Origin of the sequence: Pseudomonas sp. Xaverov 83, from assembly GCF_019352905.1 — a bacterium.
In the GTDB taxonomy this organism is placed as follows: Bacteria; Pseudomonadota; Gammaproteobacteria; order Pseudomonadales; family Pseudomonadaceae; genus Aquipseudomonas; species Aquipseudomonas yamanorum.
Genome location: NZ_JAAAFU010000040.1, coordinates 13,613 through 39,883, shown reverse-complemented (window position 1 = coordinate 39,883; position 26,271 = coordinate 13,613). Strand labels below are relative to the sequence as shown.

The following is a 26,271-nucleotide window of genomic DNA, read 5'->3' as shown; positions in this document are numbered from 1 at the left end:
CAGCGCAAACGATGCTTGACTGTGCGCGAGCACAAAGACATCACCCCTTGAGGTGGCCGAGACTCATTGGGCGATCAACGTTACCCTCGCATCGCGAAAAATCATAATAAAGAGAGACTGCCATGTCACAGAGCGCCGCTGTTACCCAGGCCACCGATGACGATAAAAACGCCGTATACAAGCGCATCACCCTGCGCCTGATCCCCTTCATTTTCATCTGCTACCTGTTCAACTACCTCGACCGCGTCAATGTCGGCTTTGCCAAGCTGCAGATGCTCGACGACCTGAAATTCAGCGAGACCGTGTACGGCCTCGGTGCCGGGATCTTCTTTATCGGCTACGTGCTGTGCGGCGTGCCGAGCAACCTGGCGTTGACCAAATTCGGTCCACGGCGCTGGATTGCGCTGATGATGATCGTTTGGGGCACCCTGTCCACCTGCCTGCTGTTCGTCAGCACGCCAACGCACTTCTATGGTTTGCGCCTGCTGACCGGTGCCGCCGAAGCCGGGTTCTTCCCGGGCGTGGTGCTGTACCTCTCGCAGTGGTTCCCGACCTTCCGCCGTGGGCGGATCATGGCGCTGTTCATGTCGGCGATTCCGGTGTCCGGCCTGCTGGGCAGCCCGTTCTCCGGCTGGATTCTCAACCACTTCGCCGCCGGCCAAGGCGGGCTTGCGGGCTGGCAGTGGATGTTCCTGCTGCAAGGCGTGCCGACGGTGATCCTCGGTGCCCTCGCCTACTTCCTGCTCAGCGACAGCTTTGCCAACGCCAAGTGGCTCACGCCCCATGAGCGCGCGGTGCTGGAAGCCGACCAGGCCACCGACCTGGCCAACAAACCGAAGACCACCAGCGACTCGCTGCTGGAAGTGTTCAAGAACCCGGCCATCTGGGCATTCGGCCTGATCTACTTCTGCATCCAGAGCGGTGTGTACGCCATCAACTTCTGGCTGCCATCGATCATCAAGAACATGGGCTTCAGCGATAACCTGGTAATTGGCTGGCTGAGTGCGATCCCGTACCTGCTGGCGGCGGTGTTCATGCTGCTGGTGGGCCGCTCTGCCGACCTGCGCAAGGAGCGTCGCTGGCACTTGGTGGTGCCGATGTTGATGGGCGCGATCGGGCTGGTGATTGCGGTGAACTTTGCAACCACCCCGGCCATTGCGATCCTTGGCCTGACCATCGCCACCATGGGCGCCCTCACCGGCCTGCCGATGTTCTGGCCGGTGCCCACCGCCATGCTCAGCGCGGGTGCTGCCGCGGGTGGTTTGGCGTTGATCAACTCCATGGGCCAGATGGCGGGTTTCCTCAGCCCGTATATCGTCGGGTTTGTGAAGGACGCCACCGGGTCTACGGACCTGGCGCTGTACCTGCTGGCGGCGGTGATCGTCGCGGGCAGTGTGTTGGCGTTGCGCATGACGCGCACACTCAAGGGCTGACATCAGGGTAGACCGGTGCCGTCGATCTCCATGACGGCGCCGGTGTTTTTATAGCTAAAGTACTGCCGGAAACCCGTCTGAACCTCAATGCCAAAGCCAAGTAACAAACAGGCTACAAACCTTACCTAACCTTTACTCTGGCGCCGCGTCATCCCCTCAAAAAGTGCTGTCTGAAACGTATGCCCGGGAATATTATTAAAACCGGTTCGATGCATAGGTAGAGGACTTGTCATGATCAGTCGACTCTCAAAAATGAAAGTAGCCATCGTGCTTATTGCCACCCTCGCCATCGCAGGGCAAGCAGAAGCCCGTGGTGGGTACGGCTATGGATGGGGTCACGGTGGTTACCATGGTGGTTGGGGCTGGGGTGGCCCGGCCCTGCTGGGCGCAGTGGTGGGTGGATTGGTAGTGGGCTCGGTGGTTGCCAACTCCCAGCCTCCGGTCTACGTGCAGCAACAACCGGTTTACGTGCAACCGCAGCCGGTGTACATCCAGCAACCGCCGCCGGTCTACTACCAGGCGCCGCCTCCTCCGGGTTATTACTACCCGCCGCAACCGGTTCCGGCACCGCGTTATTAACGCGCGGCCCGATTACTGATAATGCAGGTCCCGCCTGAAAGCGGGACCTTTTTTATTCCGCTGCCTTTAGAGCAATCCACCGCCGTCGACATCAATCACGCTGCCAGTGATAAACCCGTTCTCCATCGCCAGCAGGTACCCGGCAGCCACTTCTTCGGCCTGTCCCACTCGCCCCACCGGCAATGCCCCGCCCGCCTTGGCAAACATTGCCAGTCGCTGCTCCTCGGATAAGCCCGAATACGCCTCGGTATCGATCACCCCAGGACTCACCACATTGACCCTGCGTGGCGCCAGTTCCTTGGCCAGTTGCTTGCCCAGCGCTTCAGTGGCCGCATTGATCCCGGTCTTGATGAATTGCCCTGCAACCGTTTTGCGCCCCAACTGTCCCGACGTCAGGGTGATGCTGCCGTGCTCGGCGAGAAAGGGCAGCGCCGACTGGATCGCCCGCAGCGAACCCCAGAGTTTTACGTTGAAGTTGTCTTGCGCCAGGTTCAGGTCCGTCTCGATCAATGCCTTCGCCTGTACCGCAGGGCCTGCGGTATAGACCAGATGATCAAACGGCCCCACCGTTTCGAACAACCGCTGCAACGAGGCCGCGTCGGTCACGTCTACCTGCTCGCTGCGCACACCGTTCTCCACGGTTGAAGACAAGCGTCGCCCGGCCAGCACCACGTGGGCGCCGCGTGCCACGGCCTGCTTGGCCACGGCGGCACCAATGCCGCTGCTACCGCCGATGACGATGATGGTTTTGCCGCTGAGGGGAGAATTCATGAAGAACTACCTGGTTGAGAAAATGAGCTTTCATCTTCCCAGCTTGGCAATCGTTGAAAAATCCCGGTAAAACGACAAGATCTTTAAAGGATTTTTACAGATGAGTTCAATCCTCGACCTTGAAGTCTTCGTACGCACCGCCGACACCGGCAGCCTGTCCGCCGCCGCCCGTAGCCTCAGCCTGACCCCGGCGGCCGCCAGCATTGCCCTCAAGCGCCTGGAAACCCGCCTGGGCATTCGGCTGCTGGCGCGCTCCACCCGCAGCATGCGCCTGACTGAAGAAGGCCGGCGCTACCTGGACAGCGTGCGGGTGGCCCTGGAGGCGTTGTCCGAAGGCGAACAGGCGATCAAGCAACAAGGCCAAAGCCTCAGTGGTTTGCTGCAATTGGCCGCGCCCTCGGATTTCGGGCGCAATGTGCTGCTGGGCTGGCTGGATGAGTTCAAGCTCGAGCACCCGAACGTTCGCCTGCAATTGCTGCTCAACGACAGCAATGCCGACCTGTTTCGCGAAACCGTCGACATCGCCCTGCGTTTCGGCGTACCACGGGACTCCAGCCTGGTGGCACTGCCGGTGGTGCCCGATCACACACGGGTAGCGTGTGCCAGCCCCGACTACCTCGCGCGCCACGGCACGCCACGCATCCCTCAGGACCTGGCACAGCACAGCACGCTGCGCTATATGCGCCAGGGGCGCGCGAACAACACCTGGTACTTTCGCCAGGGTGAGCTGCTGCAGGAAGTCGAGGTCAGCGGCGACTACTTGAGTGATGACGGCGAGATCGTGCGGCGTTGGGCATTGGCCGGCCATGGCATTGCTTATAAAGCGCGACTGGATATAGCCCGCGACATCAAGGCCGGACGCCTGGTGCCCTTGCTCACCGATTGGCAAGGCGAGCCGACGCCGTTCAACCTGATGTGCCCGCATCGGCTGCAAGTGTCGGAACGGGTCAAGGTACTGCACCGCTTCCTGCAACTGCGCTGCGCCGAACTATTACCGCAATAACCGTCCCAGGGCTTGTTCCAGAGCCTTGCTGTCTGGTATTGGATAGGTCTGTCTCCCCCTTTTGAGGTGTTCACGATGATTTACCGCACACTGGGCCAGTCCGGGTTGAAGGTCAGCGCACTGACCCTGGGCAGCATGATGTTTGGCGAGCAGACCAACACCGAGGATTCGCTGCGCATCATCGACAAGGCCTGGGATCAAGGCATCAATTTTATCGACACCGCCGACGTCTACACCGGCGGGCGCTCCGAGGAGATCGTCGGCGAAGCCATCGCCCGCCAGCGCCAGGATTGGGTGCTGGCCTCGAAAGTCGGCATCGGCCCGGTGGACGGACTGCCCAATCGCAGCGGCCTGAGTCGCAAGCGGATTTTCAACGCGTTGGAAGCCAGCCTGACGCGCCTCGACACCGATTACCTGGACATCTATTACCTGCACCGTGAAGACCACAACACGCCGCTGGAAGTCACGATTTCAGCGATTGGCGACTTGATCCGCGAGGGCAAGATCCGCCATTGGGGCTTGTCCAACTACCGCGGTTGGCGGATCGCCGAAGTGATCCGCGTGGCCGAGCGCCTGGGGGTGGACAAGCCGATCATCAGCCAGCCGCTGTACAACATCGTCAACCGCCAGGCCGAGGTGGAGCAGATCACCGCTGCCGCCGCCTATGGCCTGGGCGTGGTGCCTTACAGCCCACTGGCCCGTGGCGTGCTCAGCGGCAAGTATGCGCCGGACGTAACGCCTGAGGCCGGCAGCCGTGCCGGGCGCCAGGACAAGCGCATCCTGGAAACCGAATGGCGCGTTGAATCCCTGCGCATCGCCCAGCAGATCCAGCAATACACCCAGGGCCGTGGCGTGGGAATTGTTGAGTTTGCGATTGCCTGGGTGCTGAACAACTCGGCGGTCAGTTCGGCGATTGTCGGGCCGCGCACCGAGGCGCAGTGGGATGCCTACACCGGTGCGCTGGAGGTCAAGATCACGGCAGAAGATGAAGCCTTCATCGATTCGCTGGTCACCCCGGGCCATGCCTCAACGCCAGGGTTCAATGACGTGGGCCACTTTGTCTCGGGCCGAATTGCCCGGCCATAAGCACACTTTACGGGAGGAACCGAGCGTTCCTCCCATAAACCGCCCCAAAACAGAGCAAACATCTCACCTTAAAAGCACTATATTCCCTCCCTGAAATCTCCCCTCTTTTGTATGAATCGGTTTTCGCGAGGACAGTGTGTCTAAAGGTGTTGTGTTATCGGTCTTGGCCTCGGTGTTGTTTGCCGTGATGTATTACTTCACCTCGCTGCTCACACCCTTGAGCGGTCTGGAGATCTTCGGCTGGCGGATGCTGCTGACGGTCCCCTGCATGACGGTGTTCATGATCGTCAGCGGCGAGTGGCGGCGGGTGTGGGAGTTGGTTCGGCTGGTGGCGGCCAAACCCGGGTTGATCGGCGGGTTGCTGTTGTCTTCGGCCTTGCTGGGGGTGCAGTTGTGGCTGTTCATGTGGGCACCGCTCAACGGGCGTAGCCTGGATGTCTCCCTGGGGTATTTCCTGCTGCCGTTGACCATGGTGCTGACCGGGCGCCTGGTGTATGGCGAACAATTGTCACGCCTGCAAAAGGTCGCGGTGTTTTTTGCCGGCCTCGGCGTACTTAACGAGTTGTATCAGGTCGGTGGTTTCTCTTGGGCCACGTTAGTGGTGATCATCGGTTACCCGATCTACTTCATCGTGCGCAAACGCCTGAAGACTGACCACCTGGGCGGGCTGTGGCTCGACATGGCGCTGATGTTGCCGGTGGCGTTATGGTTCGTGCAAAGCGGCGAACAGGGGTTTGCCGTGCTCGATGCCCACAAGGGCTTGTATGCCTTGATCCCGATGCTGGGCTTGATCAGTGCCTCGGCGCTGGTGTGCTACATCGTTGCCAGCCGCTTGTTGGCGTTCAGCTTGTTCGGGCTGCTCAGCTATGTGGAGCCGGTGCTGTTGCTCGGGGTCGCCTTGTTGCTGGGAGAAAGCATCAAGGCGGGAGAATGGCTGACCTATCTGCCGATCTGGCTGGCCGTGATGGTGCTGGTATACGAAGGTTTCAAGCACCTGGTTCGCCAACGTAAAGCCTGATTCCAGACGAAAAAAAGCCCGGTCGCGGATCCCCACGACCGGGCTTTTTTACATCAACGATCAGTCAGCGGTGAGCACACCACGGCGTACCTGGTCGCGCTCGATGGATTCGAACAGCGCCTTGAAGTTACCTTCGCCGAAACCGTCATCACCCTTGCGCTGGATGAACTCGAAGAACACCGGGCCCATCAGGGTTTCCGAGAAGATCTGCAGCAGCAGACGCTTGTCCCCCGCCACCGACGAACCGTCCAGCAGGATGCCCCGCGCTTGCAACTGGTCCACCGGCTCGCCGTGGTTTGGCAGGCGGCCTTCGAGCATCTCGTAGTAGGTGTCTGGCGGCGCAGTCATGAAGCGCATGCCGATTTTCTTCAGCGCGTCCCAGGTCTTGACCAGGTCATCGGTGAGGAACGCCACGTGCTGGATGCCCTCGCCGTTGAACTGCATCAGGAACTCTTCGATCTGCCCGGCGCCTTTGGACGACTCTTCGTTCAGCGGGATGCGGATCATGCCGTCCGGGGCGCTCATGGCCTTGGAGGTCAGGCCGGTGTACTCGCCCTTGATATCGAAGTAACGCGCCTCACGGAAGTTGAACAGTTTCTCGTAGAAGTTCGCCCAATAGACCATGCGCCCGCGGTACACGTTGTGGGTCAGGTGATCGATGACTTTCAGGCCGGCGCCCACCGGGTTGCGTTCAACGCCTTCGAGGTACACGAAGTCGATGTCATAGATTGAGCTGCCTTCGCCGAAGCGGTCGATCAGGTACAGCGGCGCGCCGCCAATGCCCTTGATCGCTGGCAGGTTCAATTCCATCGGGCCGGTTTCGATATGGATGGGCTGGGCGCCCAGTTCCAGGGCCCGGTTGTAGGCCTGTTGCGAGTCTTTCACGCGAAACGCCATGCCGCACACCGACGGGCCGTGCTCGACCGCAAAGTAGGAGGCGATGCTGTTGGGTTCATTGTTGAGGATCAGGTTGATCTCGCCCTGACGGAACAGGTGCACGTTCTTGGAACGGTGCGTCGCGACTTTGGTGAAGCCCATGATCTCGAAGATCGGCTCCAGGGTGCCCGGGGTTGGCGAAGCGAATTCGATGAATTCAAAGCCCATCAGGCCCATTGGGTTTTCGTATAGGTCTGTCATTTTCGGTGCCTCATCATTCTTGTAGTTACACATGTTTATTTGCGAGCAAGGATGAGGTCAGCGGGTGGCGCACAGGAGATACCCCGCACGCTGCGGGCGAGGAAGTCACCAAAGATGAGGGGGGACCCGAGTAGCTTCATGGTTACATCAGTCTCTTACGGGCGAGGCTTGCGTTAGCGCAAGTCCTTATTCTTGTATGCGTAAATCGATTCTACACAGCGTAAACAGATTTGTCCGTACTCTTATCAAATCCCCATTGCCCTCACCCGCGCAAGGGGTTTGTTGCACAGGTAGATGCCCAGCAGGATCACTGCCCCGCCCAGTAGCATCGGCGCGGTGAGTTGCTCGCCGAGCAGCAATGCACCGCAGATCACCGCCGTCAGCGGATTGAGAGCGATGAACACACCCGCCCGGGTGGCGCCGATGCGGCGCAGACCATCGTAGTAGCCGATGTAGGCCAGTGCCGACCCCAGCACGCCGAGGTACAACAAGCTCAGCAGTTGGGGCAGATCGATGCGGCTCACTGCGGCGACCGTCAATCGTCCGGTCACCAGTGTGGTGATCGTCAGCATCAGCGTGCCCAACAGGATCGACCAGGTCACGGTTTGCAACGGCCCCAGGCTTTGGTTGAGGCTGCGAGAGAACAGCGAATACACGCCCCACCCCACCACGCAGCCAAAGATCAACAGATCACCGATCCAGGCATGCGCGCCGCCCTGCAACAGCTGCGGGTTGCGGCTGACGATCACCAACCCCGCGCCGCCCAGGCACAGCGCGATACCCAACAGTTTCACCTGCCCCAGCCGCTCCTTGAACAGCAGCCACGACGCCAGGCCAATCACCGCAGGGTTCAGTGCGACGATCAACGATGCCCGGGACGCATTGATGTAATGCAGGCCGTAGAAAAAGCACAGGTTGTAGAAAAAGATCCCGAAAAAACCGAGTACGGTCAGTTGCGCAAGCTGTGCGTTGGTCGGGCGCACCAGACGAATACGCGCTACACCCAGGAAGACCAGCAACGCGAGGCTGGCCAGCACAAAGCGCACGGTCGCCGCCAGCAGCGGGTCCAGGCCTGCGGCCAGATAGCGCCCGGCCACGAAGGTGCCGCCCCAGATCACGGTCACCGCCGCCAATTTCAAATACGTGAGACGGTCAGAAGTCGGGGTCATCAGATTTCTACTCAAGAAACGTGGGATTGGTTTATTGTTTAGCTAATCTTTTGTCATCGTAAAATGAGTAAATACTCATGACCCTTACCCAGCTGGAAATCTTCTCCCTGGTGGCCGAATTGCAAGGCTTCACCAGCGCCGCCAATCGCCTGGGCATCAGCCAGTCGGCGGTGTCCCATGCGATCAAATCCCTGGAACAGGAACTGGGTGTGGAGTTGATCCGCCGCCATCAATCTCAAGTCGAACTCAGCGATATCGGCCAACAACTGCTGCTGCGCGCCCGGGCCATGCTCGGGCTGGCCAATACACTGCAACAGGAAGCCGCCGATGCCCGCGGGATGAAGCGCGGCACGCTGCGCATCGGTTCGTTCGGGCCAACTTCATCGATTCGTCTGTTGCCGAAGATTTTGCAACGCTTTCGCGAGTTGCATCCGGGCATCGAGGTGCACGTCGACGAAGGCCCTGATCGGCAGGTGATGCAGTGGCTGGAAGAGCGGCGCGTCGATGTTGGGTTTGTGGTGCTGCCTGAAGAGCGCTTCGATACGTTCCCGTTAATTGAGGATCAGTTGGTCGCACTGTTGCCATCGGGGCATCACCTGGGCGCGCAGCCGAGTGTCAGCCTCAAGGCGCTCTGCGGCGAACCCTTTATCCTGACCCAGGCCGGCTCGTCCGAACTGGTCTCAAGGCTGTTCGTCGGTGCCGGGCTGCAGCCGGATGTGCGTTACCGCTGTTCACAGTTGCTCAGCACCCTGGACACCGTGCGCCGGGGCGACGGCGTGACCATTGTTGCCGAGCTGTCATTGCCTGAATCCGCAGCGCCGGATTACCTGGTCAAGCCGCTCAAGCCTGCCGTCAAACGCCAGGTCGGGCTGGCGGTTCTGGATCGACGACAGTCCTCGCCGGCGACCCTGGCATTTATTGAACTGGCCACACGCTTGACGCTTTATTGAACATGCACAGTCCCCTGCCGCCATCTATCATGGCCAATACCAATACGCTTTGTTGGACGGCTGCCGTGGTTGTCCCGACCGCATTTGAGCGTCTTATCGCCCCCTCCCGCTACAGGCTGCACAGATGCCACTGACCGTCAAAGGCCCACGAAAAGCCAGCACCCGCCTCCTGATCACTCTGCTCAGCGGCGCACTGCCGATTTTGCTGGGGGTGCTGATCCTGTACTGGCAAGCGGGGCGCACCCTGGAGCACAGCACCGCGCAAACCGCCCGGGAAGCCGTGCGCCAGTTCGACCTGATGCTCGACAATACCGCCCTCGCCGCCAAGGACTTGCTGCCGCTGGCCGGCCATGAATGTGATAACCCGACACAACTGGCGCTACGGGAACAAGTCACCCGTCGGCCTTTTGTGCGCGCCACGACCTTGTCCTGGCAGAGAAACATCTATTGCAGCTCGTTGTTTGGTGGCAACTACCAGTCGCCGGTCAACCCTGAAGACTACGTCGATGGCCGCCTTTGGCTGATGAAAGGCAACCCGGTGACACCTGACACCGCATTGCTGGTGTATCGCCTCACCGAGGGCGACCGTGGGGCCTTTGCCTCCATTGATGGCTACCACTTGACCAACGCCTTGCGCCTGATCAGTCGATATACCGACCTGGTGTTGCAGGTGGGGCCTAACTGGCTGGCGTCGGATGGCAAGGTGCACAGCACAGCGCTGCCGACATTTTCCGTCGCGCACCATCATCTCGACTCCACGCGGTATACCTACAGCGTGGAAGCCGGGATGCCGGAGGGCGAAACCTGGCGCTACATGCAGGCGCGGTATCCTGCGCTGTTCATCCTGGTGGTGTTTTTCGGCGTGTTGGCGAGCATCCTCGCCCACTGGCTGCAAAAGCGCTCATCGGCACCGACCCTCGAGCTGCAACGTGCCTTGGGTGCCAATGAGTTCGTGCCCTATTACCAGCCGGTGGTACGTGGCCAGGACATTCGCCAGTGGGCCGGTTGTGAAGTGTTGATGCGCTGGAATCACCCCAAGGAAGGCCTGGTGCGCCCCGACCTGTTCATTCCCCTGGCCGAGCATTCCGGCCTGATCGTGCCAATGACCCGCGCCTTGATGCGCCAGACCGCCTTGCAACTGGCGCCCCACGCCGAGCAGTTCGCGGATGGCTTTCATGTCGGGATCAACATCACCGCCCGCCATTGTCACGACCTGGAACTGGTGGAGGACTGCCGGGAATTCCTCGCCGCCTTCCCGCCGGGCAAGGTGATTCTGGTGCTGGAATTGACCGAGCGCGAGTTGATCGAACCCACGGATGTCACCCGCCAACTGTTCCAGGCGCTGCACGAAATGGGGGTAATGATTGCGATCGACGACTTCGGTACCGGTCACTCGAGCCTGGGTTATTTACGCAACTTCAATGTCGATTACTTGAAGATAGATCAAAGCTTTGTGGCGATGATCGGGGTTGATGCACTGTCGCGGCATATACTCGACAGCATCATTGAACTGTCTGCCAAGCTCGACTTGGGCATCGTTGCCGAAGGTGTCGAAACACCAGAACAATGCGAATATCTTGCCGCTCAAGGTGTTGATTTCTTGCAGGGCTACCTGTTTGGCAAGCCTGTACCTTGCGATGAGTTCATTAGATTTCTGAACAGCCATTGAATAGCCAACCACTTCAACGGAAATATTGTTATTTATACAAAAGACATGATTTACTCATGGCTGATTAACTACTACAATTTTTCCTGCCTGTGCTGAATTGGCAGGAAGGCCACTTTTGTTGAGTCGCCTTAAGGCTCTTGGCTTATCGCTTTGTTTGCAGTAGATATCAGCCAAATACACTATTGGAGTATAGATTTTGTCCAGACTCGCCGAATTTCGCGCAGCAGAAAAAGCCCTTCAAGAGCAGCTTGCCCAGCTGGAATCCCTGAAGAACGACGCAGGCCTGAAGAAAGAAATCGAATTCGAAGAAAAGCTGCAAGGGCTGATGAAAACCTACGGCAAAAGCCTGCGCGACATCATCTCCATCCTGGACCCTAACCCGAGCAAGTCCGGCGCTTCTGTCGCAACTGCACCAAAACAGCGCCGTGCACGTGTGGTCAAGGTTTACCACAACCCGCACACTGGCGAACTGATCGAAACCAAAGGCGGCAACCACCGCGGCCTGAAGGCATGGAAAGAACAATACGGCGCGGCCACTGTAGATTCCTGGCTTCGCGGCTAATGCTTTGCAGCTAGTACAAACGCACTAAGAAAAGCCCTGCACATGCAGGGCTTTTTTGTTTACAGGCATCGATATTGAAACAAAACAGGACCCGGACACTTTCAAAAACGAACTTTAAAAAACATTTCACTTTGTTCAGATCGACTAATTCCCTGCTTTGCCTACAGCGCTCAAAGTTTCAGGCTGTCACGCACCGAACTGACTTCATCCTTGCTTGATTCGTAAGCCTGGGCCTGGCCTGCGTATGAAAATACATAGGCTTTATCGGTGTCGACCGCTCCCACCAGGGTTTGCGACAGCACATGCCGACCGTTCTCGGTGATTACACAAGTAGTTTCCAACGCCTCAAGGCGGCTCAATGTTGTGGGGTGCATCTTGGTGCACACACTTTGATAACCGCCTTGGGCAAAGTCTTTCTGGATGGACTTGCGCATTTCCAGCAGCACACCTTGAAGATTGACCGTATGCCCCGCTTCGATCGGAGTGCCTGTCAACTCCATGACCATCAACGTCGTGCCATTTTCATCATTCTTGATCGCACGCTGGCGGGACACTGCCGAAGGCTGCGCCGGAGCCTGATCGTCGGGCACCACCTCCTCCACCTGCCAGCCGCTGGGCCAGTGAACTTCCGGGTCAGCCGCCCATGCAGCAGTGCTGCCCAACAACAGGCCCAGGGTACTTAACAGCGGTGCGCGAAATCCGATCATTGCGAAAAACACTCAAGGTTCAAGCCACAAAGTTTGGGCCTCTGTACCCGCTGCTCGCAAGGGCTGCGTGACCTTTTTCATTTGGCGCAACCGGCAGGGCTGCGTATCATGGACCGGCTGCACGGATGCCAGCCGCAAGCCAAGGGATCGCTCGAACTAGAGCCACGTTTGCCCCATTCTTCTCTGGAGGGCCCATGAGCCTGCACGAACTGAACACCTTCCCGGGCGTCACCGCCCAACCTGACACCGCCACCGCGAACTTCGTGTTCAACCACACCATGCTGCGGGTCAAAGACATCACCAAGTCGCTGGACTTCTACACCCGCGTATTGGGTTTTTCCCTGGTTGAAAAACGTGACTTCCCGGAAGCCGAATTCAGCCTGTACTTCCTGGCCTTGGTGGACAAGGCCCAGATCCCGGCCGACGCCGCCGCACGCACCCAGTGGATGAAGTCGATTCCGGGCATCCTGGAACTGACCCACAACCACGGCACCGAAAACGACGCGGACTTTGCCTATCACAACGGCAACACCGACCCACGTGGCTTTGGCCATATCTGCATTTCGGTACCGGACATTGTTGCGGCCTGCGCGCGCTTTGAGGAGTTGGGCTGCGACTTCCAGAAGCGCTTGAGTGATGGCCGCATGAAGAGCCTGGCCTTCGTGAAAGACCCGGATGCGTACTGGGTTGAAATCATTCAGCCAACGCCGCTGTAACAAAAAAACCCCATGATCACTCATGGGGTTTTTCGTTTCAGGGCCGGCAGCTTAGCTGCGGATCAGGTGATCGAAAGCACTCAGGGAAGCCTTGGCGCCCTCGCCCACGGCGATCACGATCTGCTTGTACGGCACGGTGGTGACGTCGCCGGCAGCAAAGACACCTGGCAATGAGGTCTCACCCCGGGCATCGACAATGATCTCGCCACGGGGCGACAGCTCGACGGTACCCTTGAGCCAGTCGGTGTTGGGCAGCAAACCGATCTGGACAAAGATCCCTTCCAGGTCGACGGTCTTGAACTCGCCGCTGTCACGGTCCTTGTACGCCAGGCCGGTGACCTTCTGGCCATCGCCTTTGACTTCGCTGGTGAGCGCACTGGTGATCACGTCAACGTTGGGCAGGCTGTACAACTTACGTTGCAATACCGCATCGGCGCGCAGTTTGCTGTCGAATTCCAGCAAGGTCACGTGGCTGACAATACCGGCCAGGTCGATGGCCGCCTCAACGCCGGAGTTACCGCCGCCGATCACCGCCACACGCTTGCCTTTGAACAGTGGACCATCGCAATGCGGGCAGAAGCACACGCCCTTGGCCTTGTATTCCTGCTCGCCCGGCACGCCCATTTCACGCCAGCGGGCGCCGGTGGCCAGGATCACGGTCTTGGACTTGAGGGTCGCACCGCTTTCGAAACGGATTTCGTGCAGTTCACCCGCGTTCTTGGCCGGAATCAGCGCGTTGGCGCGTTGCAGGTTCATGATGTCCACGTCGTACTGTTTGACGTGTTCTTCAAGGGCACTGGCCAGTTTCGGCCCTTCGGTTTCCTGCACCGAGATAAAGTTCTCGATCGCCATGGTATCCAGCACCTGGCCACCAAAACGCTCAGCGGCCACACCGGTACGAATGCCTTTACGGGCCGCGTAGATCGCCGCAGCGGCACCGGCTGGGCCACCGCCAACGACCAGTACGTCAAAGGCCTCTTTGGCGCTGATTTTCTCGGCTTGTTTTTCAATGCCGCTGGTGTCGAGCTTGGCGAGGATCTCTTCCAGGCCCATGCGGCCCTGGCCGAAGCTAACACCGTTCAGGTAAACGCTCGGCACAGCCATGATCTGACGATCATCGACTTCGGCCTGGAACAGCGCACCGTCGATGGCGACGTGGCGGATGTTCGGGTTCAGTACTGCCATCAGGTTCAGCGCCTGGACCACGTCCGGGCAGTTCTGGCACGACAGCGAGAAGTAAGTTTCGAAGCTGAACTCGCCTTTAAGGGCACGAATCTGTTCAATCACTTCGACACTGGCCTTCGAGGGGTGGCCGCCGACTTGCAGCAGTGCCAGCACCAGCGAAGTGAATTCATGGCCCATTGGGATGCCGGCGAAACGCAGGCTGATATCGGCACCCGGGCGGTTGATGGAGAACGATGGCTTGCGCGCATCATCGCCATCGCTTTTCAGGGTAATCAGCGTTGAGAGGCTGGCTACATCCTGCAAGAGGGCAAGCATTTCCTGGGATTTCGCACCGTCGTCGAGGGAGGCAACGATCTCGATCGGCTGGGTGACCCGTTCCAGGTATGACTTCAACTGAGCTTTAAGATTGGCGTCCAACATACGGGCGATTTCCTATTAATTCGGCTTATTGCAGACAAAAAAACGCCCGAGCGAATCTCGCCCGGGCGTTTTGAGGGCGGATGCAGCTTACTTAGGTGCGGTCATCCGCCCTTGGTACTTCACAGACTTAGATCTTGCCGACCAGGTCAAGGGACGGAGCCAGGGTGGCTTCGCCTTCTTTCCACTTGGCTGGGCAGACTTCGCCCGGGTGAGCAGCAACGTACTGGGCCGCCTTGATTTTGCGCAGCAGCTCGGAAGCGTCACGGCCAACGCCGCCATCGTTCAGTTCAACGATTTTGATCTGGCCTTCTGGGTTGATCACGAAGGTGCCACGGTCTGCCAGGCCAGCTTCTTCGATCAGTACGTCGAAGTTGCGGGAGATGGTCAGGGTCGGGTCACCGATCATGGTGTACTGGATTTTGCCGATGGCTGGCGAAGTGTTGTGCCAGGCTGCGTGGGCAAAGTGGGTGTCGGTGGAAACGCTGTAGATTTCGACGCCCAGTTTCTGGAATTCGGCGTAGTTGTCAGCCAGGTCTTCCAGTTCGGTTGGGCAGACGAAGGTGAAGTCGGCTGGGTAGAAGAAGACGACAGACCATTTGCCTTTCAGGTCAGCATCAGTCACGTCTACGAAGTTGCCGTTTTTGTAGGCGGTAGCTTTGAACGGTTTTACTTGGCTGTTGATGATAGGCATCGTTGACTCTCCGTCAGGTTTGTAGAAGGGCTTAGAAAGTTGATGAGGTGAATCCTACCCACTCTCCCGGCCGATGGCTCATTGGCAAACCTGATGCTGACGATTGGTTTTCACTATCAAGGGACTGTATTAATAGAAGAAACCTTAAATCACTCGAGGGATGCTCGGGCCATGCCGAGAAAGGGTGTCGCTTCAACATAGCGCATGGCCGATTTCATGTCTTTCCAGCCGACGTAAGTCATCAATGACTTCAAGTCCCAGCCGCTACGATGGGCCCAGGTGGCAAAGCCCCGGCGCAGGGAGTGGCTGGTGTATTGATCCGCTGCAATGCCGGCGCGCTCCAGGGCCTGGCGCAACAGCGGGATCACGCTGTTGGGGTGCAAACCCTCCTCTCCCAGGTTGCCCCAGCGGTCTATGCCGCGAAATACCGGACCGCGTACCAGCGCTGAAGCACTGAGCCACTCGCTGTAGGCCTGGACCGGGCACAGGCGCAGCAACGCTGGCGTCTGGTAAGTGCGACCCAGGTTCTCCCGATCGCTTTTACTGCGCGGCAAATACAGGGTAATGCCCGAACCGGGTACTGCCTGCACGTGCTCGATATTCAACCGGCACAGCTCGTCACTGCGAAAGCCGCGCCAGAAACCCAGCAGGATCAACGCGGCATCGCGCTTAGCTCGCAGCCACCGCGGATGATCTTCGGCGCTTCGAGCATCGTTGCCTTCCTGCTCGAGAAACTGGATCACCTGTTCCAAGTGTTGGAGTTGCAACGGCTCCGCCTGCTTTTCCTGAGCCGGGTGCACGGCGCGAATCCCTTTCAGCACTTTACGCACCACCGGCGCCTTGGTCGGATCGGGAAAACCCTGGCTGGTATGCCACTGGGCCAAGGCCGACAAGCGCAGCTTCAACGTGTTGACCGACAACACGCCCGCATGGGCCACCAGGTAGCGCGCCACGCTGTCGCTGGTGGCCGGCAGGAATCCACCCCAATTCACCTCGAAATGTTCGATTGCCGCTCGATAACTGCGGCGGGTGTTATCGCGGGTGGCCGCATTCAGATAACGGTCCAGTTCACTCATACCTGTACTGCCATTGGGCGCTGTCCACTTCAAAACCTTGATCACACGGGATAATACGCCAATATCCCATCTGTTAAATCATCAATTTCAGGGTAAATATAATCGTGATATAGTACGTATATACATACTACGTACCACAGTACTAAATCGACGGAGACTCCATGGCTCGCGGCGGCATCAATAAAGCAGTAGTTCAAACGGCGCGCCTGGCGATCCTCGCCCGCGGCGAGAACCCAAGCATCGATGCAGTACGCATCGAGATGGGCAATACCGGCTCGAAAACCACGATCCACCGCTATCTGAAGGAGCTGGACGAAAGCGAAACCCGCCAGACCATCACCGAAGCGCCCATCGATGACGAGCTGGGCGAACTGGTGGCACGGCTGGCCCAGCGCCTTAAGGAAAAGGCACAGGAGCCTATCGACCTGGCCCTGGCTCAGTTCCAGCAACAGAAAGCCGCCCTGCTCGCCCAGGTCGAGGAGCTGGAAGCTGCCCACAGCCAACTCAAGCAACAATTCGATATCCAGGCAGCCGCCCTGGCGGACGAAAGTGCGGCGCTGCAAAGCACCCGCTCCAGCCTGCAAACCGAGCAAACCCGCAACGCCGGGCTGAGCCAGGCGTGCAGCGATTACGAGCTGCGGATCAGCGACAAGGACGAGCAGATTCGCTCACTGGAAGAAAAGCACCTGCACGCCCGGGATGCTCTCGAGCATTACCGCAACGCAATCAAGGATCAGCGTGAGCAGGAACAGCGCCGCCATGAGGGTCAGTTGCAACAGGTGCAGGCCGAGCTGCGTCAGGCTCAGCAGAGCGCAATGGTGCGCCAGGACGAGATCACCCAGCTGCATCGCGATAACGAGCGCCTGCTGATTGAGCATCGAGTGACGGTGAAGGAATTGAGCGCACTGCAGGAACAGGCCCGCCAGGACCGCGATCAGCAGCGCCAGCTTAGCGAACAGGTGAGCGTGATCGACAGCGAACGCACCCTGCTGCAGGAACGCTTGCGGGTTGCACTGCTGGAAAGTCAGACGCGCCAGGAAGCGCTGGCCGAGCATCAGCAGACCAACAAAACCCTGGAGCTGGACCTGGTCAAAGCCCAGGCCAGCATCGAGGCGCTGCGCCTGGCGGCCGTCGTTGCGACGGCGCCAGAGGCAACTACCGAGGGCTGATTACTGCGCCACCGGCATGCGCATGGTGACGAACTCTTCCGCCGCCGTAGGGTGCACGCCGATGGTCTCATCGAAATGCTGCTTGGTCGCACCCGCCTTGAGTGCGATCGCCAGGCCCTGCACGATCTCCCCGGCGTCAGGGCCGACCATGTGGCAACCCAGGACCTTGTCGGTCTCGGCGTCCACCACTAGCTTCATCAGGGTCTTTTCCTGGCGCTCGGTCAGGGTCAGCTTCATCGGCCGGAAGCGGCTTTCGAACACCTGCACCTTGTGCCCGTCTTCACGTGCCTGCTCTTCGCTGAGGCCCACGGTGCCGATGTTTGGCAGGCTGAACACCGCCGTCGGGATCATCGCGTAATCCACCGGGCGATATTGCTCAGGCTTGAACAGGCGACGTGCCACGGCCATGCCTTCAGCCAGCGCCACCGGCGTCAGTTGCACGCGACCAATCACATCACCAATCGCCAGAATCGACGATTCCGCAGTCTGGTACAGGTCATCCACCTCAACAAAGCCACGCTTGTCCAACTTGACGCCGGTGTTTTCCAGCCCCAGGTTATCGAGCATCGGGCGCCGGCCGGTGGCGTAGAACACGCAATCGGTTTCCAGCACCCGGCCGTCTTTCAAGGTGGCCTTGAGGCTGCCGTCGGCCTGCTTCTCGATACGTTCGATGTCAGCATTGAATTGCAGATCCAGACCACGCTTGGTCAGCTCTTCCTTCAAGTGCGTGCGCACCGAACCGTCAAAACCGCGCAAGAACAAGTCGCCGCGATACAACAGCGAGGTCTGCGCACCCAAGCCATGGAAAATCCCGGCAAACTCGACAGCGATGTAACCGCCGCCAACCACCAGCACACGCTTGGGCAACTCTTTGAGGAAGAACGCCTCATTGGAGCCAATGGCGTGCTCGCGCCCCGGGATCTCCGGGATCTGCGGCCAGCCACCGGTAGCCACCAGAATGTGCTTGGCGGTGAAGCGCTCACCGTTGATTTCCACCTGATGCGGGTCCACCAACCGCGCATGCCCTTCATGCAGGGTCACGCCGCTGTTGACCAGCAGGTTGCGGTAGATGCCATTGAGGCGGTTGATCTCGCGATCCTTATTGGCGATCAGGGTCGCCCAATCGAAGTTTGCTTCGCCCAGGGACCAGCCGAAACCGCTGGCCTGCTCGAAGTCTTCGGCGAAATGCGCGCCGTACACCAACAGCTTCTTCGGCACGCAGCCCACGTTCACGCAGGTACCGCCCAGGTAGCGGCTTTCAGCCACTGCCACCTTGGCGCCAAAACCTGCGGCGAATCGTGCAGCGCGCACACCACCGGAACCGGCACCAATTACATAAAGGTCAAAATCGTAGGCCATTTCACTCTCCTCGGCAGGACAACAGCATACCTGCTTACATGGGGCCGAAAAACGAAAAAGCCACCCGAAGGTGGCTTTCCCAGATCAAGCAGGCAACCGTGAATCAGTAAGCCTTGCCAGTCTTGTAGAAGTGCTCGTAGCAGAAGTTGGTTGCTTCGATGTAGCCTTCAGCGCCACCGCAGTCAAAACGACGACCCTTGAACTTGTAGGCAATCACGCAACCGTCTTTTGCCTGCTTCAGCAGGGCGTCGGTGATCTGGATCTCGCCACCCTTGCCCGGCTCGGTTTCTTCGATCAGCTTGAAGATGTCCGGAGTCAGGATATAGCGACCGATGATCGCCAGGTTCGACGGAGCATCTTCCGGCGCCGGTTTTTCAACCATGTCACGTACGCGGATCAGGCCATCACCGATATCGTCGCCGGCGATCACGCCGTACTTGTTGGTTTCCTGAGGATCAACCTCTTGAACCGCGACGATAGTGCAACGGTACTTCTGGTAAAGCTTGACCATCTGGGTCAGGACGCCGTCGCCTTCCAGGTTTACACACAGGTCATCCGCCAGTACCACGGCGAAAGGTTCGTCACCGATCAGCGGGCGACCGGTCAGGATCGCGTGACCCAGGCCTTTCATTTGGGTCTGACGGGTGTAGGAGAACGAGCACTCGTCGAGCAGTTTACGGATGCCGACCAGGTATTTTTCCTTGTCGGTGCCCTTGATCTGGTTTTCCAGCTCGTAGCTGATGTCGAAGTGGTCTTCCAGGGCGCGTTTGCCACGGCCGGTCACGATCGAAATTTCGTTCAGGCCGGCATCCAGTGCTTCTTCCACGCCGTACTGGATCAGTGGCTTGTTCACCACCGGCAGCATTTCTTTGGGCATGGCCTTGGTCGCTGGCAGGAAGCGAGTGCCGTAACCGGCTGCTGGGAACAAGCATTTCTTGATCATATGAGTCCTTACAAAGGGCTGTGCGTACGAAATTCGGCGCAGTCTAATCAGGCCGCAGTCACCTTACAATGGGTCCTGCTGGCGTTGCGATGTCAACATAGAGGAAAAATGTCGGCGTAAGTTCCGCCGGCATTCAATCCAGTACCTTCGCCGCTGTTAGAAATCGTCGACTTGCGCCCGTCATTCAAAGGGCTTAAACCTTTTTAGCACGCTTTATGGCGATCGGCACTGACCTGCAACATCTTGCGCCGCCCCGCGCCGTTTGGCGCTATCATTACCGCCTTGAACCAGACAACGAGATTGATAGATGTCAGAACCAAAAGGCGTGAACGGCTACCTGATCACCAAGCGAGCAGATGGCTGGCACTTGATCAACTTCCACGGCGACAGCGTTGCCGGGGCATTCGCGACCGAAGCTCAAGCCTGTGCCGTGGCCGAAGTGTTTGTGGATGAAGCGGGCCATGCGTCGAGCAAGCGCCCCAAAACCAAGTAACACCCGCAGAAACGCCAATCAAGCCTCGTTTATCGGGGCTTTTTTGTGTTTGTCTGTACCTTGATGGCGGTTCGCTATAATCTCGCCTGAAACGCCCCACGACAGTGTCAGCGCTTCCCTCCAACACCCTAATGACGACTCCTACATGAACAAGATCCTGGCACTGATTGCGGTACTGGCGCTTACCGGTGGCTGCACCACCACTTCCGACACCGTGCTGAAAAACGGCGAACAAGGGCTGGCCATCGATTGTTCCGGCGAAGCCAACTCCTGGGCCAGCTGCTATGAAAAGGCTGATGCGTCCTGCGCAGGGACCGGTTACCGGATTGTCGGCACCGAAGGCACACCGGCCCTGAAAGAAAGCGACAAGACCCTGGGCAAGGATGTCGGCAACTACAAGACCCGCAGCGTGACCGTGGTCTGCAAATAATTACATGTGAATTTCGGCGAATTTGATGCCCAGGCCGCGAATGGTCTCGATTAAGTCGTCCAGGCGAGAAAAGGATTCGACTTCGTCCTGGTCATCCACCAGGAAATAGCTGCGGCCGCCGCTCTTCTTGAAGAACACGATCCACTCGCCCGTATCCGCGGGATTTTGAATCACATGGGTCGCAGATATATGCCCCCCTGCATGCTGTTCTCTGACTTGCTCACGCTTCATGACTGAACTTCCGAAAAGACAATGCCGCTGATTCAGCGGCATTTTTTGTGGGTGACCGACAGTTTAACGGATGCCTTGGCCGATCAGTACGCCGTCGACCGTCTGCCCGTAAAGATTGATGCCGTCATTGGCGTGGAACTTCAGCCGGGTTTTCTCCACGGAGCCCTCCACCAGGCGCGGGTCCTGGGGTCGCTCGTGGCGGTTGACGTAAGCTGCGACGTCCCAGGCTTGCTGGTCGCTCAAGCTGCCGCCCTTACCCAGGGGCATGTTGTGCTTGATGAAGGACGCGGCCGTGTTGATCCGGTGCATCCCGGCGCCCCAGTTGTAGGAATCTTTACCCCAAAGCGGCGGCATCACGTAGCTGTCACCGACTTTCTGGCCCTGGCCTTCGGCGCCATGGCACACCGCGCATTGGCCCTTATAGACCTCCGCGCCCTGGGCCAGGTCGTAACCCTTGGCAGGTGTCGGCACGTCCGGATACCCCCGCCCCGGCAAATCGACGCCCAACGGCGCCTTGCTCGACAGCCAATAGGCATACACCGACAGCGCAGTAATTTCCGGGCTGTCTGCAGCCGGTGGCGTGCCACCATTCATGCTGAACTGGAAACAGCCCTGCAAGCGCTCGGCGAAGGTGTTGACCTTGTCGTTCTTTTTTCGATACGCCGGATACATCGGGTAGGCGCCCCACAGCGGCGCGGAATTGGCCAGGCGGCCCTGGTCCAGATGGCAATTACTGCAATTGAGACCATTGCCGACAAATTGCGGCGCCAGGCGCTTGGTGTCGACAAACAGGGCGTAGCCCTGCTTCACCAGCTTGCCGTAGGCGTTGTCCGGCAGCTCGCTCTCTTGCGGCGGCTGGAACTGCGCGGCAGCCGTCGAACGGGCGACTGGCTGCAACTGTGACTGGTCTTCCATGGCGATGGTGGCGGCATGGACAGGCACACTGGCAAGGGTTGCCAATAAGAAAAGCTTCATGGCTTGGCCTCCTGGCCGCTCAACGACGCAAAATAGGTGGCCACGGCCTGTGCTTCTTCAGCGCTGAGGGATTTGGCGATATGGCCCATCAAATCGTTCGGATCGTTATGGCGGGTGCCACTGCGCCAGGCATTCAACTGCGCCACCAGGTAGGCCGCGGATTGCCCGGCCAGGGGCGGAAATGCGTCGCCAACACCCACGCCAGCCGGCCCATGACAACTGACACACGCCGGAATCTGGCGCTCCCACGCGCCTTGCAGGGCAATCTTTTGCGCAGCGTCGGTTGGCATTTCGCTACGGTGCACCGAAACGGCCACCGGCGCAGGCATTGCCGCCAGCTCCCAGGTCACAGCATTGATTTCCTCTTCCGTCAGGGCGTTGGCCAGCGGCTGCATCACCGGGCTGTTACGGGCGCCGCTTTTAAAATCCTGCAGTTGCTTGCGCAAATACCCCGCTGGCAAACCGGCCAAGCGCGGAAAGCCGGCCGCTGCCAGCCCCAGCCCATCAGCCCCGTGACAGGCTACGCACGGCGCAGCTCCCGGCTGCGAACCACCCTGCGTAAATACGTTTTTCCCCTCTAGCGCGTGGGCATTGCCCAGCATCAGCAGCAGCACACTACCCACCAGAACTCGTTCCAGAGACATCATCACGACTCCATTTTTATAGTTATATGCTTAGGCGAATTAGGCATAAGCCTACAAATGGTAGGGTAATGATTAGATCGCCACAACACCCAGCACTGAAGGAAAAGGGCTACTTACTGAAAATCCCACACAAAAAACCCGACACTGCACTGGCAGGTCGGGTTTCTTGATCGGATTCGAAAGTGGGCGGCTATAGACTCAGCCGGAAATGCAAGCCTCCCCTGCCGCCTTCACGTCACCCGGACGAATAGGCACATTGGACATGCTCTCGTAGAGTTTGATGCTGCTACCGCTGGAGCGCTCTTCAATTTCGAAAATGGCCGACGGATCAGCAGAAAACTTCTGCGGAACGATCACCTGAACGCCATCCTTGTGGGGCTCGATCTGCGATGGCCTACGGGTTTTCGACAGTTTCTGGACGATACACGCCGCGTATTCCTGCGGCTTTTTCCCGGAGATCACTGCCAGTGTCGGTGGGGTCTGCTTGATATCCGCCACCGAAGCACATCCACCCAACGCCAAGGCCAGAACCAACACACTCCACTTCATAAAAAACCTCCGATAAAGACCCTACGACAGCAAGAAAGGTATTTTTCTCCCGCCAATGTAGGATTTATCCCTGATAACTCGGTAAATAACTGTTTTAAATTGTCGAACTCGTCGACGACGGTCCGATAATAAACGTGCTGGGGCTGATAAACTCCATCTTATCCTACGTATCGTTCTGATTTTTCAGAAAAAGCCCTTCTGGAGACACCTCATGAAATTCATCCACCAGCGCGAACACCTCAATGAAGGAGACATTGTCGTCATTGAATGTTCGCAAACGTGCAACATCCGCCTGATGAGCGACGCGAACTTTCGCAGCTTCAAGAACGGTGGCCGCCACACTTACCACGGCGGCGCGTTCGACAAATTCCCGGCAAAAATCACCGCGCCGAGCACCGGCTTCTGGAACATTACCCTGGACGTGGTTACCCGCCGCGCCATCAGTGTGACCAAAAAGCCGACCTTGTCCCACAAGATCCGCATCGTGCGCCGCACCAATTCGAAACTCAGCTGACAGGAATGCCCGTGACTACCACCAAATATGTGATCAAGTACAAACTCAACGGTGAGCGCCGCTTCGAATTCGCCCAACTGCAAGCGGGCAGCATTGAGGAAGCCAAGGAAGCACTGGCAAAAATGCACGATGCCAGCGATGAAATCACCGATATCAATGTGAGCAAGGCCCTGTAATTCGAGCGCAAGCATCGGAGTGTCGTAACGCTGGCGACTTCCTAGACTGGCAGCCCTTATCCGCTGCCACAGGAACTCGTCGATGCCTTCTACCTCACTTAAAGAGCGCCTGGCCAAGCTGGACTGGCGCGCGATCGAGCAAGACCTTGACCAACAGGGCAACGCAATTATTCCAGCGCTGCTGGATCAGCAAGAATGTGCGGAGCTCTGCGGCCACTACCCGCAGCACGAACGGTTTCGCTCCCACGTGCTGATGGCCAGGCACGGCTTTGGTCGGGGCGAGTACAAGTATTTCCGCTATCCGCTGCCCTCCCGGGTCAGCGAGTTGCGTGAAGAGCTGTATCAGTACCTGGCCCCCCAGGCCAATCGCTGGAACGAACAGATGAACCTGCCGATCACTTACCCGGCACGCCATGCTGACTTCATTACCCGTTGCCACGCTGCGGGCCAACAGCGCCCTACCCCGTTATTGCTGCAATATGGCCCCGGCGACTACAACTGCCTGCACCAGGATGTGTACGGCGAACATGTGTTTCCCCTACAAGTTGCCATTCTGTTGTCGCAGCCGGGAGAAGACTTTCGCGGCGGCGAACTGGTGCTGACCGAACAGCGGCCACGCATGCAATCCCGGGCCCAGGTCGTGCCGCTGAACAGGGGCGACGCTGTGATCTTCGCGGTCAATCAGCGACCCATGCCCAGCGTGAGAGGGTTTCATCGGGTGACCTTGCGCCATGGGGTCAGTGTTCTGCACAGTGGTACGCGGCATACTTTGGGAGTGATTTTTCACGATGCGCAGTAAGACCGATCCTGGAGCAACCGCCGATTTGTTCGCCGACGAGGCCTTGCAACAGCCCCCGGGACGCGAACAAATCGGTGAGCAATCCTACGTTCTCAGAGGCTACGCCCTGCCCTGGGTCGAGCGCTTGCTTCCGGAACTGCGGCGCGTACTGGCTCAATCGCCGTTCCGGCAAATGGTCACGCCGGGCGGCTTTACCATGTCCGCCGCTTTGAGCAGCTGCGGTGAACTGGGTTGGACGACCGATCCCACCGGCTATCGCTACTCTGCGATTGACCCCAACAACCAGCAACCCTGGCCAGCCATGCCCGAGGCGCTACGCCAATTGGCGCTCATGGCGGCGGCAGACGCGGGCTTCGATAACTTCGAACCGGATGCCTGCCTGATCAACCGCTATGTGCCAGGCGCGAAAATGTCCCTGCATCAGGACAAGAACGAGCGCCGCTATGCTGCTCCAGTGGTCTCCGTGTCACTGGGTTTGCCGGCGATCTTTCTGTTCGGCGGCCATGAGCGGAGCGACACAGCGCAAAAAGTCTCGCTGTTCCATGGCGATGTCGTGGTATGGGGCGGTGTGGATCGCCTGCGCTTTCACGGCGTGATGCCGATCAAGCCCGGCACTCATCCGGTCATGGGGCCGCAGCGCATCAACCTGACGTTTCGCACAGCCGGATGAATTTGACCGCAAGCATCGGAGTGATGGGAATGCCACCGGGGACTAACCTGGCATTCTTCAACCAGGAGCCACCACCATGACCGCGCGCCACGCCACCGAACAAGACCCACGCTGGGCCGCCATCGTCGCCCGCGACGCCAAGGCCGACTTGACCTTCGTCTATGGCGTGAAAACCACCGGCGTGTACTGCCGCCCCAGCAGTTCCGCACGGCGGCCGCGTCCGGAGAACGTCGAGTTCTTCGACACCCCGCAACAGGCCGAAGCCGCGGGCTACCGCCCCAACAAACGTTCGTCGGGCGACCAGACCCAAGTGGCCGCACGCCACGCGCAACTGGTGGCAGCCGCCTGTCGGCACATCGAACAGGCCGAAACCCTGCCAGCCCTTGAAGACCTGGCCACCCTCGCCGGCCTGAGCCCGTTTCATTTCCATCGGGTGTTCAAGGCGGTGACAGGCCTCACACCCAAGCGCTACGCCAGTGCCCATCGCTCGCGCAAAGTACGCGACGGGCTCAAGGACCAGCATTCGGTGACCGATGCGCTGTACGACGCCGGCTTCAATTCCAACAGCCGTTTTTATGAGGCCGCCGACCAGTTGCTTGGCATGAAGCCTGGCGACTACAAGGCGGGCGGCACTAACACGGACATTCGGTTTGCCGTCGGCCAATGCTCGTTGGGCGCAATTCTGGTGGCGCAGAGCAATCGCGGTGTGTGCGCAATCCTGCTGGGGGACGACCCGGACAAACTGGTGCGTGACCTGCAGGATCAGTTTCCCCGCGCCAATCTGTTGGGCGCCGATCACGACTTCGAACAATTGATCGCCCAAGTGGTGGGCTTTATCGAGGCGCCGGCCCTGGGCCTGAACTTGCCCCTGGATCTGCGCGGCACTGCGTTTCAGGAACGGGTCTGGCAGGCCTTGCGAGAAATCCCGGTGGGTTGCACCGCCAGCTATGCAGAGATTGCCCAGCGCATCGGCGCCCCGACCGCCTATCGCGCCGTGGCACAGGCGTGCGGTGCCAACAGCCTGGCCGTGGCGATTCCCTGCCATCGGGTGGTGCGCGCCGACGGTAATCTATCGGGCTACCGCTGGGGCGTTGAGCGCAAGCGGCAGTTGCTGGAGCGCGAAAGCCCGGCCGGCGCCTGACGACCG

30 protein-coding genes are annotated in these 26,271 nt (G+C 59.0%); 17 read left to right on the top strand and 13 right to left on the bottom strand.

The genetic code is table 11. The features are described 5' to 3' along the window. Positions 1–122: 122 nt before the first annotated feature. Positions 123–1,433 (top strand): MFS transporter, encoded by a 1,311-nt coding sequence (locus K0H47_RS14350; protein WP_063029935.1) that lies wholly within the window; start codon positions 123–125, stop codon positions 1,431–1,433. A gap of 231 nt (positions 1,434–1,664) precedes the next feature. Continuing rightward, positions 1,665–2,012 (top strand): hypothetical protein, encoded by a 348-nt coding sequence (locus tag K0H47_RS14345; protein WP_152416434.1) that lies wholly within the window; start codon positions 1,665–1,667, stop codon positions 2,010–2,012. Between the two features lie 66 nt (positions 2,013–2,078). On the opposite strand, the gene K0H47_RS14340 is transcribed toward K0H47_RS14345, so the two are convergent. After that, a complete protein-coding gene (locus tag K0H47_RS14340) occupies positions 2,079–2,783 on the bottom strand; it encodes an SDR family oxidoreductase (protein ID WP_219272990.1) in 705 nt (234 codons plus the stop codon). Positions 2,784–2,883: 100 nt separating this feature from the next. Here K0H47_RS14340 and K0H47_RS14335 point away from each other — a divergent pair, with 100 nt between their 5' ends. The 3 genes from K0H47_RS14335 (at position 2,884) to rarD (ending at position 5,890) form a co-directional block, all read left to right on the top strand. Further along, positions 2,884–3,786, top strand: coding sequence for a LysR family transcriptional regulator (locus K0H47_RS14335; RefSeq protein ID WP_093197250.1), 903 nt, complete (start codon positions 2,884–2,886; stop codon positions 3,784–3,786). Between the two features lie 75 nt (positions 3,787–3,861). Next, a complete protein-coding gene (locus K0H47_RS14330) occupies positions 3,862–4,872 on the top strand; it encodes an aldo/keto reductase (RefSeq protein WP_093197256.1) in 1,011 nt (336 codons plus the stop codon). A 136-nt stretch (positions 4,873–5,008) separates the two neighbouring features. Further along, positions 5,009–5,890, top strand: coding sequence for an EamA family transporter RarD (gene rarD / locus K0H47_RS14325; RefSeq protein WP_177072095.1), 882 nt, complete (start codon positions 5,009–5,011; stop codon positions 5,888–5,890). 60 nt (positions 5,891–5,950) lie between these two features. On the opposite strand, the gene hppD is transcribed toward rarD, so the two are convergent. Then, positions 5,951–7,027: a 4-hydroxyphenylpyruvate dioxygenase gene (gene hppD, locus K0H47_RS14320; RefSeq protein ID WP_177072094.1), complete on the bottom strand. Its 1,077-nt coding sequence runs from the start codon at positions 7,025–7,027 to the stop codon at positions 5,951–5,953. Positions 7,028–7,272: 245 nt separating this feature from the next. Continuing rightward, positions 7,273–8,196, bottom strand: coding sequence for a DMT family transporter (locus K0H47_RS14315; RefSeq protein WP_219272989.1), 924 nt, complete (start codon positions 8,194–8,196; stop codon positions 7,273–7,275). A gap of 77 nt (positions 8,197–8,273) precedes the next feature. Here K0H47_RS14315 and K0H47_RS14310 point away from each other — a divergent pair, with 77 nt between their 5' ends. The 3 genes from K0H47_RS14310 (at position 8,274) to K0H47_RS14300 (ending at position 11,377) form a co-directional block, all read left to right on the top strand. Then, positions 8,274–9,146: a LysR family transcriptional regulator gene (locus tag K0H47_RS14310; protein ID WP_201142923.1), complete on the top strand. Its 873-nt coding sequence runs from the start codon at positions 8,274–8,276 to the stop codon at positions 9,144–9,146. Between the two features lie 124 nt (positions 9,147–9,270). Next, positions 9,271–10,815, top strand: coding sequence for an EAL domain-containing protein (locus K0H47_RS14305; protein WP_219272987.1), 1,545 nt, complete (start codon positions 9,271–9,273; stop codon positions 10,813–10,815). A 196-nt stretch (positions 10,816–11,011) separates the two neighbouring features. Further along, positions 11,012–11,377 carry a histone-like nucleoid-structuring protein, MvaT/MvaU family gene (locus K0H47_RS14300; RefSeq protein ID WP_017480385.1) on the top strand — a complete coding sequence of 122 codons (366 nt, stop codon included), beginning with the start codon at positions 11,012–11,014 and terminating at the stop codon, positions 11,375–11,377. Positions 11,378–11,547: 170 nt separating this feature from the next. Here the strand turns inward: K0H47_RS14300 and K0H47_RS14295 are convergent, their stop codons facing one another. Next, positions 11,548–12,084, bottom strand: coding sequence for a DUF4946 domain-containing protein (locus tag K0H47_RS14295; protein WP_177026568.1), 537 nt, complete (start codon positions 12,082–12,084; stop codon positions 11,548–11,550). A gap of 194 nt (positions 12,085–12,278) precedes the next feature. Here K0H47_RS14295 and gloA point away from each other — a divergent pair, with 194 nt between their 5' ends. After that, entirely contained in the window at positions 12,279–12,800 is a 522-nt protein-coding gene (gene gloA, locus K0H47_RS14290) for a lactoylglutathione lyase (RefSeq protein ID WP_017480383.1), read from the top strand. Positions 12,801–12,851: 51 nt separating this feature from the next. Here the strand turns inward: gloA and ahpF are convergent, their stop codons facing one another. From ahpF to K0H47_RS14275, 3 genes are all read right to left on the bottom strand, one after another. Then, complete coding sequence (gene ahpF / locus K0H47_RS14285; RefSeq protein WP_063030435.1) at positions 12,852–14,405, bottom strand: alkyl hydroperoxide reductase subunit F; 1,554 nt, start codon at positions 14,403–14,405, stop codon at positions 12,852–12,854. Between the two features lie 127 nt (positions 14,406–14,532). Then, the gene (ahpC, locus tag K0H47_RS14280) at positions 14,533–15,096 is read right to left on the bottom strand and encodes an alkyl hydroperoxide reductase subunit C (RefSeq protein WP_003173835.1); all 564 of its coding nucleotides are present in this window, start codon (positions 15,094–15,096) and stop codon (positions 14,533–14,535) included. A 149-nt stretch (positions 15,097–15,245) separates the two neighbouring features. Beyond that, positions 15,246–16,172 (bottom strand): site-specific integrase, encoded by a 927-nt coding sequence (locus tag K0H47_RS14275; RefSeq protein WP_177072091.1) that lies wholly within the window; start codon positions 16,170–16,172, stop codon positions 15,246–15,248. 161 nt (positions 16,173–16,333) lie between these two features. On the opposite strand from K0H47_RS14275, the gene K0H47_RS14270 reads away from it, so the two are divergent. Continuing rightward, complete coding sequence (locus K0H47_RS14270; RefSeq protein ID WP_218264358.1) at positions 16,334–17,341, top strand: DNA-binding protein; 1,008 nt, start codon at positions 16,334–16,336, stop codon at positions 17,339–17,341. Here the strand turns inward: K0H47_RS14270 and gorA are convergent, their stop codons facing one another. Beyond that, positions 17,342–18,700: a glutathione-disulfide reductase gene (gorA, locus tag K0H47_RS14265; protein WP_219272985.1), complete on the bottom strand. Its 1,359-nt coding sequence runs from the start codon at positions 18,698–18,700 to the stop codon at positions 17,342–17,344. A gap of 103 nt (positions 18,701–18,803) precedes the next feature. Further along, a complete protein-coding gene (gene galU, locus K0H47_RS14260; protein ID WP_003212579.1) occupies positions 18,804–19,643 on the bottom strand; it encodes a UTP--glucose-1-phosphate uridylyltransferase GalU in 840 nt (279 codons plus the stop codon). 307 nt (positions 19,644–19,950) lie between these two features. On the opposite strand from galU, the gene K0H47_RS14255 reads away from it, so the two are divergent. Both K0H47_RS14255 and K0H47_RS14250 read left to right on the top strand, forming a co-directional pair. Continuing rightward, the gene (locus tag K0H47_RS14255) at positions 19,951–20,136 is read left to right on the top strand and encodes a hypothetical protein (protein WP_003212580.1); all 186 of its coding nucleotides are present in this window, start codon (positions 19,951–19,953) and stop codon (positions 20,134–20,136) included. A gap of 145 nt (positions 20,137–20,281) precedes the next feature. Further along, positions 20,282–20,566 (top strand): hypothetical protein, encoded by a 285-nt coding sequence (locus K0H47_RS14250; protein WP_003212581.1) that lies wholly within the window; start codon positions 20,282–20,284, stop codon positions 20,564–20,566. Here K0H47_RS14250 and K0H47_RS14245 read toward each other — a convergent pair whose 3' ends face one another. The 4 genes from K0H47_RS14245 to K0H47_RS14230 form a co-directional block, all read right to left on the bottom strand. Beyond that, positions 20,567–20,797, bottom strand: a complete 231-nt coding sequence (locus tag K0H47_RS14245; protein ID WP_003212582.1) for a hypothetical protein — start codon at positions 20,795–20,797, stop codon at positions 20,567–20,569. A 63-nt stretch (positions 20,798–20,860) separates the two neighbouring features. Next, entirely contained in the window at positions 20,861–21,772 is a 912-nt protein-coding gene (locus K0H47_RS14240) for a c-type cytochrome (RefSeq protein ID WP_177026571.1), read from the bottom strand. Beyond that, on the bottom strand, positions 21,769–22,419 hold the full coding sequence (locus K0H47_RS14235) for a c-type cytochrome (RefSeq protein ID WP_219272983.1): 651 nt from the start codon (positions 22,417–22,419) through the stop codon (positions 21,769–21,771). The genes K0H47_RS14240 and K0H47_RS14235 overlap by 4 nt, the downstream gene beginning before the upstream one ends. A gap of 195 nt (positions 22,420–22,614) precedes the next feature. Then, positions 22,615–22,965 carry a hypothetical protein gene (locus tag K0H47_RS14230; RefSeq protein WP_017480375.1) on the bottom strand — a complete coding sequence of 117 codons (351 nt, stop codon included), beginning with the start codon at positions 22,963–22,965 and terminating at the stop codon, positions 22,615–22,617. A gap of 211 nt (positions 22,966–23,176) precedes the next feature. Here K0H47_RS14230 and K0H47_RS14225 point away from each other — a divergent pair, with 211 nt between their 5' ends. The 5 genes from K0H47_RS14225 (at position 23,177) to ada (ending at position 26,265) form a co-directional block, all read left to right on the top strand. Further along, a complete protein-coding gene (locus tag K0H47_RS14225) occupies positions 23,177–23,479 on the top strand; it encodes a DUF1883 domain-containing protein (RefSeq protein WP_003212586.1) in 303 nt (100 codons plus the stop codon). Positions 23,480–23,490: 11 nt separating this feature from the next. Then, positions 23,491–23,655: a hypothetical protein gene (locus K0H47_RS14220; protein ID WP_167410147.1), complete on the top strand. Its 165-nt coding sequence runs from the start codon at positions 23,491–23,493 to the stop codon at positions 23,653–23,655. Between the two features lie 82 nt (positions 23,656–23,737). Beyond that, positions 23,738–24,454 carry a 2OG-Fe(II) oxygenase gene (locus tag K0H47_RS14215; protein ID WP_219272981.1) on the top strand — a complete coding sequence of 239 codons (717 nt, stop codon included), beginning with the start codon at positions 23,738–23,740 and terminating at the stop codon, positions 24,452–24,454. Next, entirely contained in the window at positions 24,444–25,124 is a 681-nt protein-coding gene (alkB, locus tag K0H47_RS14210) for a DNA oxidative demethylase AlkB (protein WP_219272979.1), read from the top strand. The genes K0H47_RS14215 and alkB overlap by 11 nt, the downstream gene beginning before the upstream one ends. 76 nt (positions 25,125–25,200) lie before the next feature. Further along, positions 25,201–26,265, top strand: a complete 1,065-nt coding sequence (gene ada / locus K0H47_RS14205; RefSeq protein WP_063030451.1) for a bifunctional DNA-binding transcriptional regulator/O6-methylguanine-DNA methyltransferase Ada — start codon at positions 25,201–25,203, stop codon at positions 26,263–26,265. Positions 26,266–26,271: the final 6 nt, after the last annotated feature.

Bases quoted from the DNA above. Each gene is read 5' to 3' on its own strand.
- K0H47_RS14335 (WP_093197250.1), top strand. From the start codon at position 2,884: ATGAGTTCAATCCTCGACCTTGAAGTCTTCGTACGCACCGCCGACACC.
- K0H47_RS14295 (WP_177026568.1), bottom strand. From the start codon at position 12,084: ATGATCGGATTTCGCGCACCGCTGTTAAGTACCCTGGGCCTGTTGTTG.
- K0H47_RS14345 (WP_152416434.1), top strand. From the start codon at position 1,665: ATGATCAGTCGACTCTCAAAAATGAAAGTAGCCATCGTGCTTATTGCC.
- K0H47_RS14215 (WP_219272981.1), top strand. From the start codon at position 23,738: ATGCCTTCTACCTCACTTAAAGAGCGCCTGGCCAAGCTGGACTGGCGC.
- gorA (WP_219272985.1), bottom strand. From the start codon at position 18,700: ATGGCCTACGATTTTGACCTTTATGTAATTGGTGCCGGTTCCGGTGGT.
- ahpF (WP_063030435.1), bottom strand. From the start codon at position 14,405: ATGTTGGACGCCAATCTTAAAGCTCAGTTGAAGTCATACCTGGAACGG.
- K0H47_RS14230 (WP_017480375.1), bottom strand. From the start codon at position 22,965: ATGAAGTGGAGTGTGTTGGTTCTGGCCTTGGCGTTGGGTGGATGTGCT.
- K0H47_RS14305 (WP_219272987.1), top strand. From the start codon at position 9,271: ATGCCACTGACCGTCAAAGGCCCACGAAAAGCCAGCACCCGCCTCCTG.
- K0H47_RS14340 (WP_219272990.1), bottom strand. From the start codon at position 2,783: ATGAATTCTCCCCTCAGCGGCAAAACCATCATCGTCATCGGCGGTAGC.
- K0H47_RS14275 (WP_177072091.1), bottom strand. From the start codon at position 16,172: ATGAGTGAACTGGACCGTTATCTGAATGCGGCCACCCGCGATAACACC.
- K0H47_RS14315 (WP_219272989.1), bottom strand. From the start codon at position 8,196: ATGACCCCGACTTCTGACCGTCTCACGTATTTGAAATTGGCGGCGGTG.
- K0H47_RS14310 (WP_201142923.1), top strand. From the start codon at position 8,274: ATGACCCTTACCCAGCTGGAAATCTTCTCCCTGGTGGCCGAATTGCAA.
- K0H47_RS14350 (WP_063029935.1), top strand. From the start codon at position 123: ATGTCACAGAGCGCCGCTGTTACCCAGGCCACCGATGACGATAAAAAC.
- K0H47_RS14270 (WP_218264358.1), top strand. From the start codon at position 16,334: ATGGCTCGCGGCGGCATCAATAAAGCAGTAGTTCAAACGGCGCGCCTG.
- galU (WP_003212579.1), bottom strand. From the start codon at position 19,643: ATGATCAAGAAATGCTTGTTCCCAGCAGCCGGTTACGGCACTCGCTTC.
- K0H47_RS14250 (WP_003212581.1), top strand. From the start codon at position 20,282: ATGAACAAGATCCTGGCACTGATTGCGGTACTGGCGCTTACCGGTGGC.
- K0H47_RS14330 (WP_093197256.1), top strand. From the start codon at position 3,862: ATGATTTACCGCACACTGGGCCAGTCCGGGTTGAAGGTCAGCGCACTG.
- K0H47_RS14255 (WP_003212580.1), top strand. From the start codon at position 19,951: ATGTCAGAACCAAAAGGCGTGAACGGCTACCTGATCACCAAGCGAGCA.
- K0H47_RS14240 (WP_177026571.1), bottom strand. From the start codon at position 21,772: ATGAAGCTTTTCTTATTGGCAACCCTTGCCAGTGTGCCTGTCCATGCC.
- K0H47_RS14235 (WP_219272983.1), bottom strand. From the start codon at position 22,419: ATGATGTCTCTGGAACGAGTTCTGGTGGGTAGTGTGCTGCTGCTGATG.
- K0H47_RS14225 (WP_003212586.1), top strand. From the start codon at position 23,177: ATGAAATTCATCCACCAGCGCGAACACCTCAATGAAGGAGACATTGTC.
- alkB (WP_219272979.1), top strand. From the start codon at position 24,444: ATGCGCAGTAAGACCGATCCTGGAGCAACCGCCGATTTGTTCGCCGAC.
- gloA (WP_017480383.1), top strand. From the start codon at position 12,279: ATGAGCCTGCACGAACTGAACACCTTCCCGGGCGTCACCGCCCAACCT.
- K0H47_RS14245 (WP_003212582.1), bottom strand. From the start codon at position 20,797: ATGAAGCGTGAGCAAGTCAGAGAACAGCATGCAGGGGGGCATATATCT.
- hppD (WP_177072094.1), bottom strand. From the start codon at position 7,027: ATGACAGACCTATACGAAAACCCAATGGGCCTGATGGGCTTTGAATTC.
- ahpC (WP_003173835.1), bottom strand. From the start codon at position 15,096: ATGCCTATCATCAACAGCCAAGTAAAACCGTTCAAAGCTACCGCCTAC.
- ada (WP_063030451.1), top strand. From the start codon at position 25,201: ATGACCGCGCGCCACGCCACCGAACAAGACCCACGCTGGGCCGCCATC.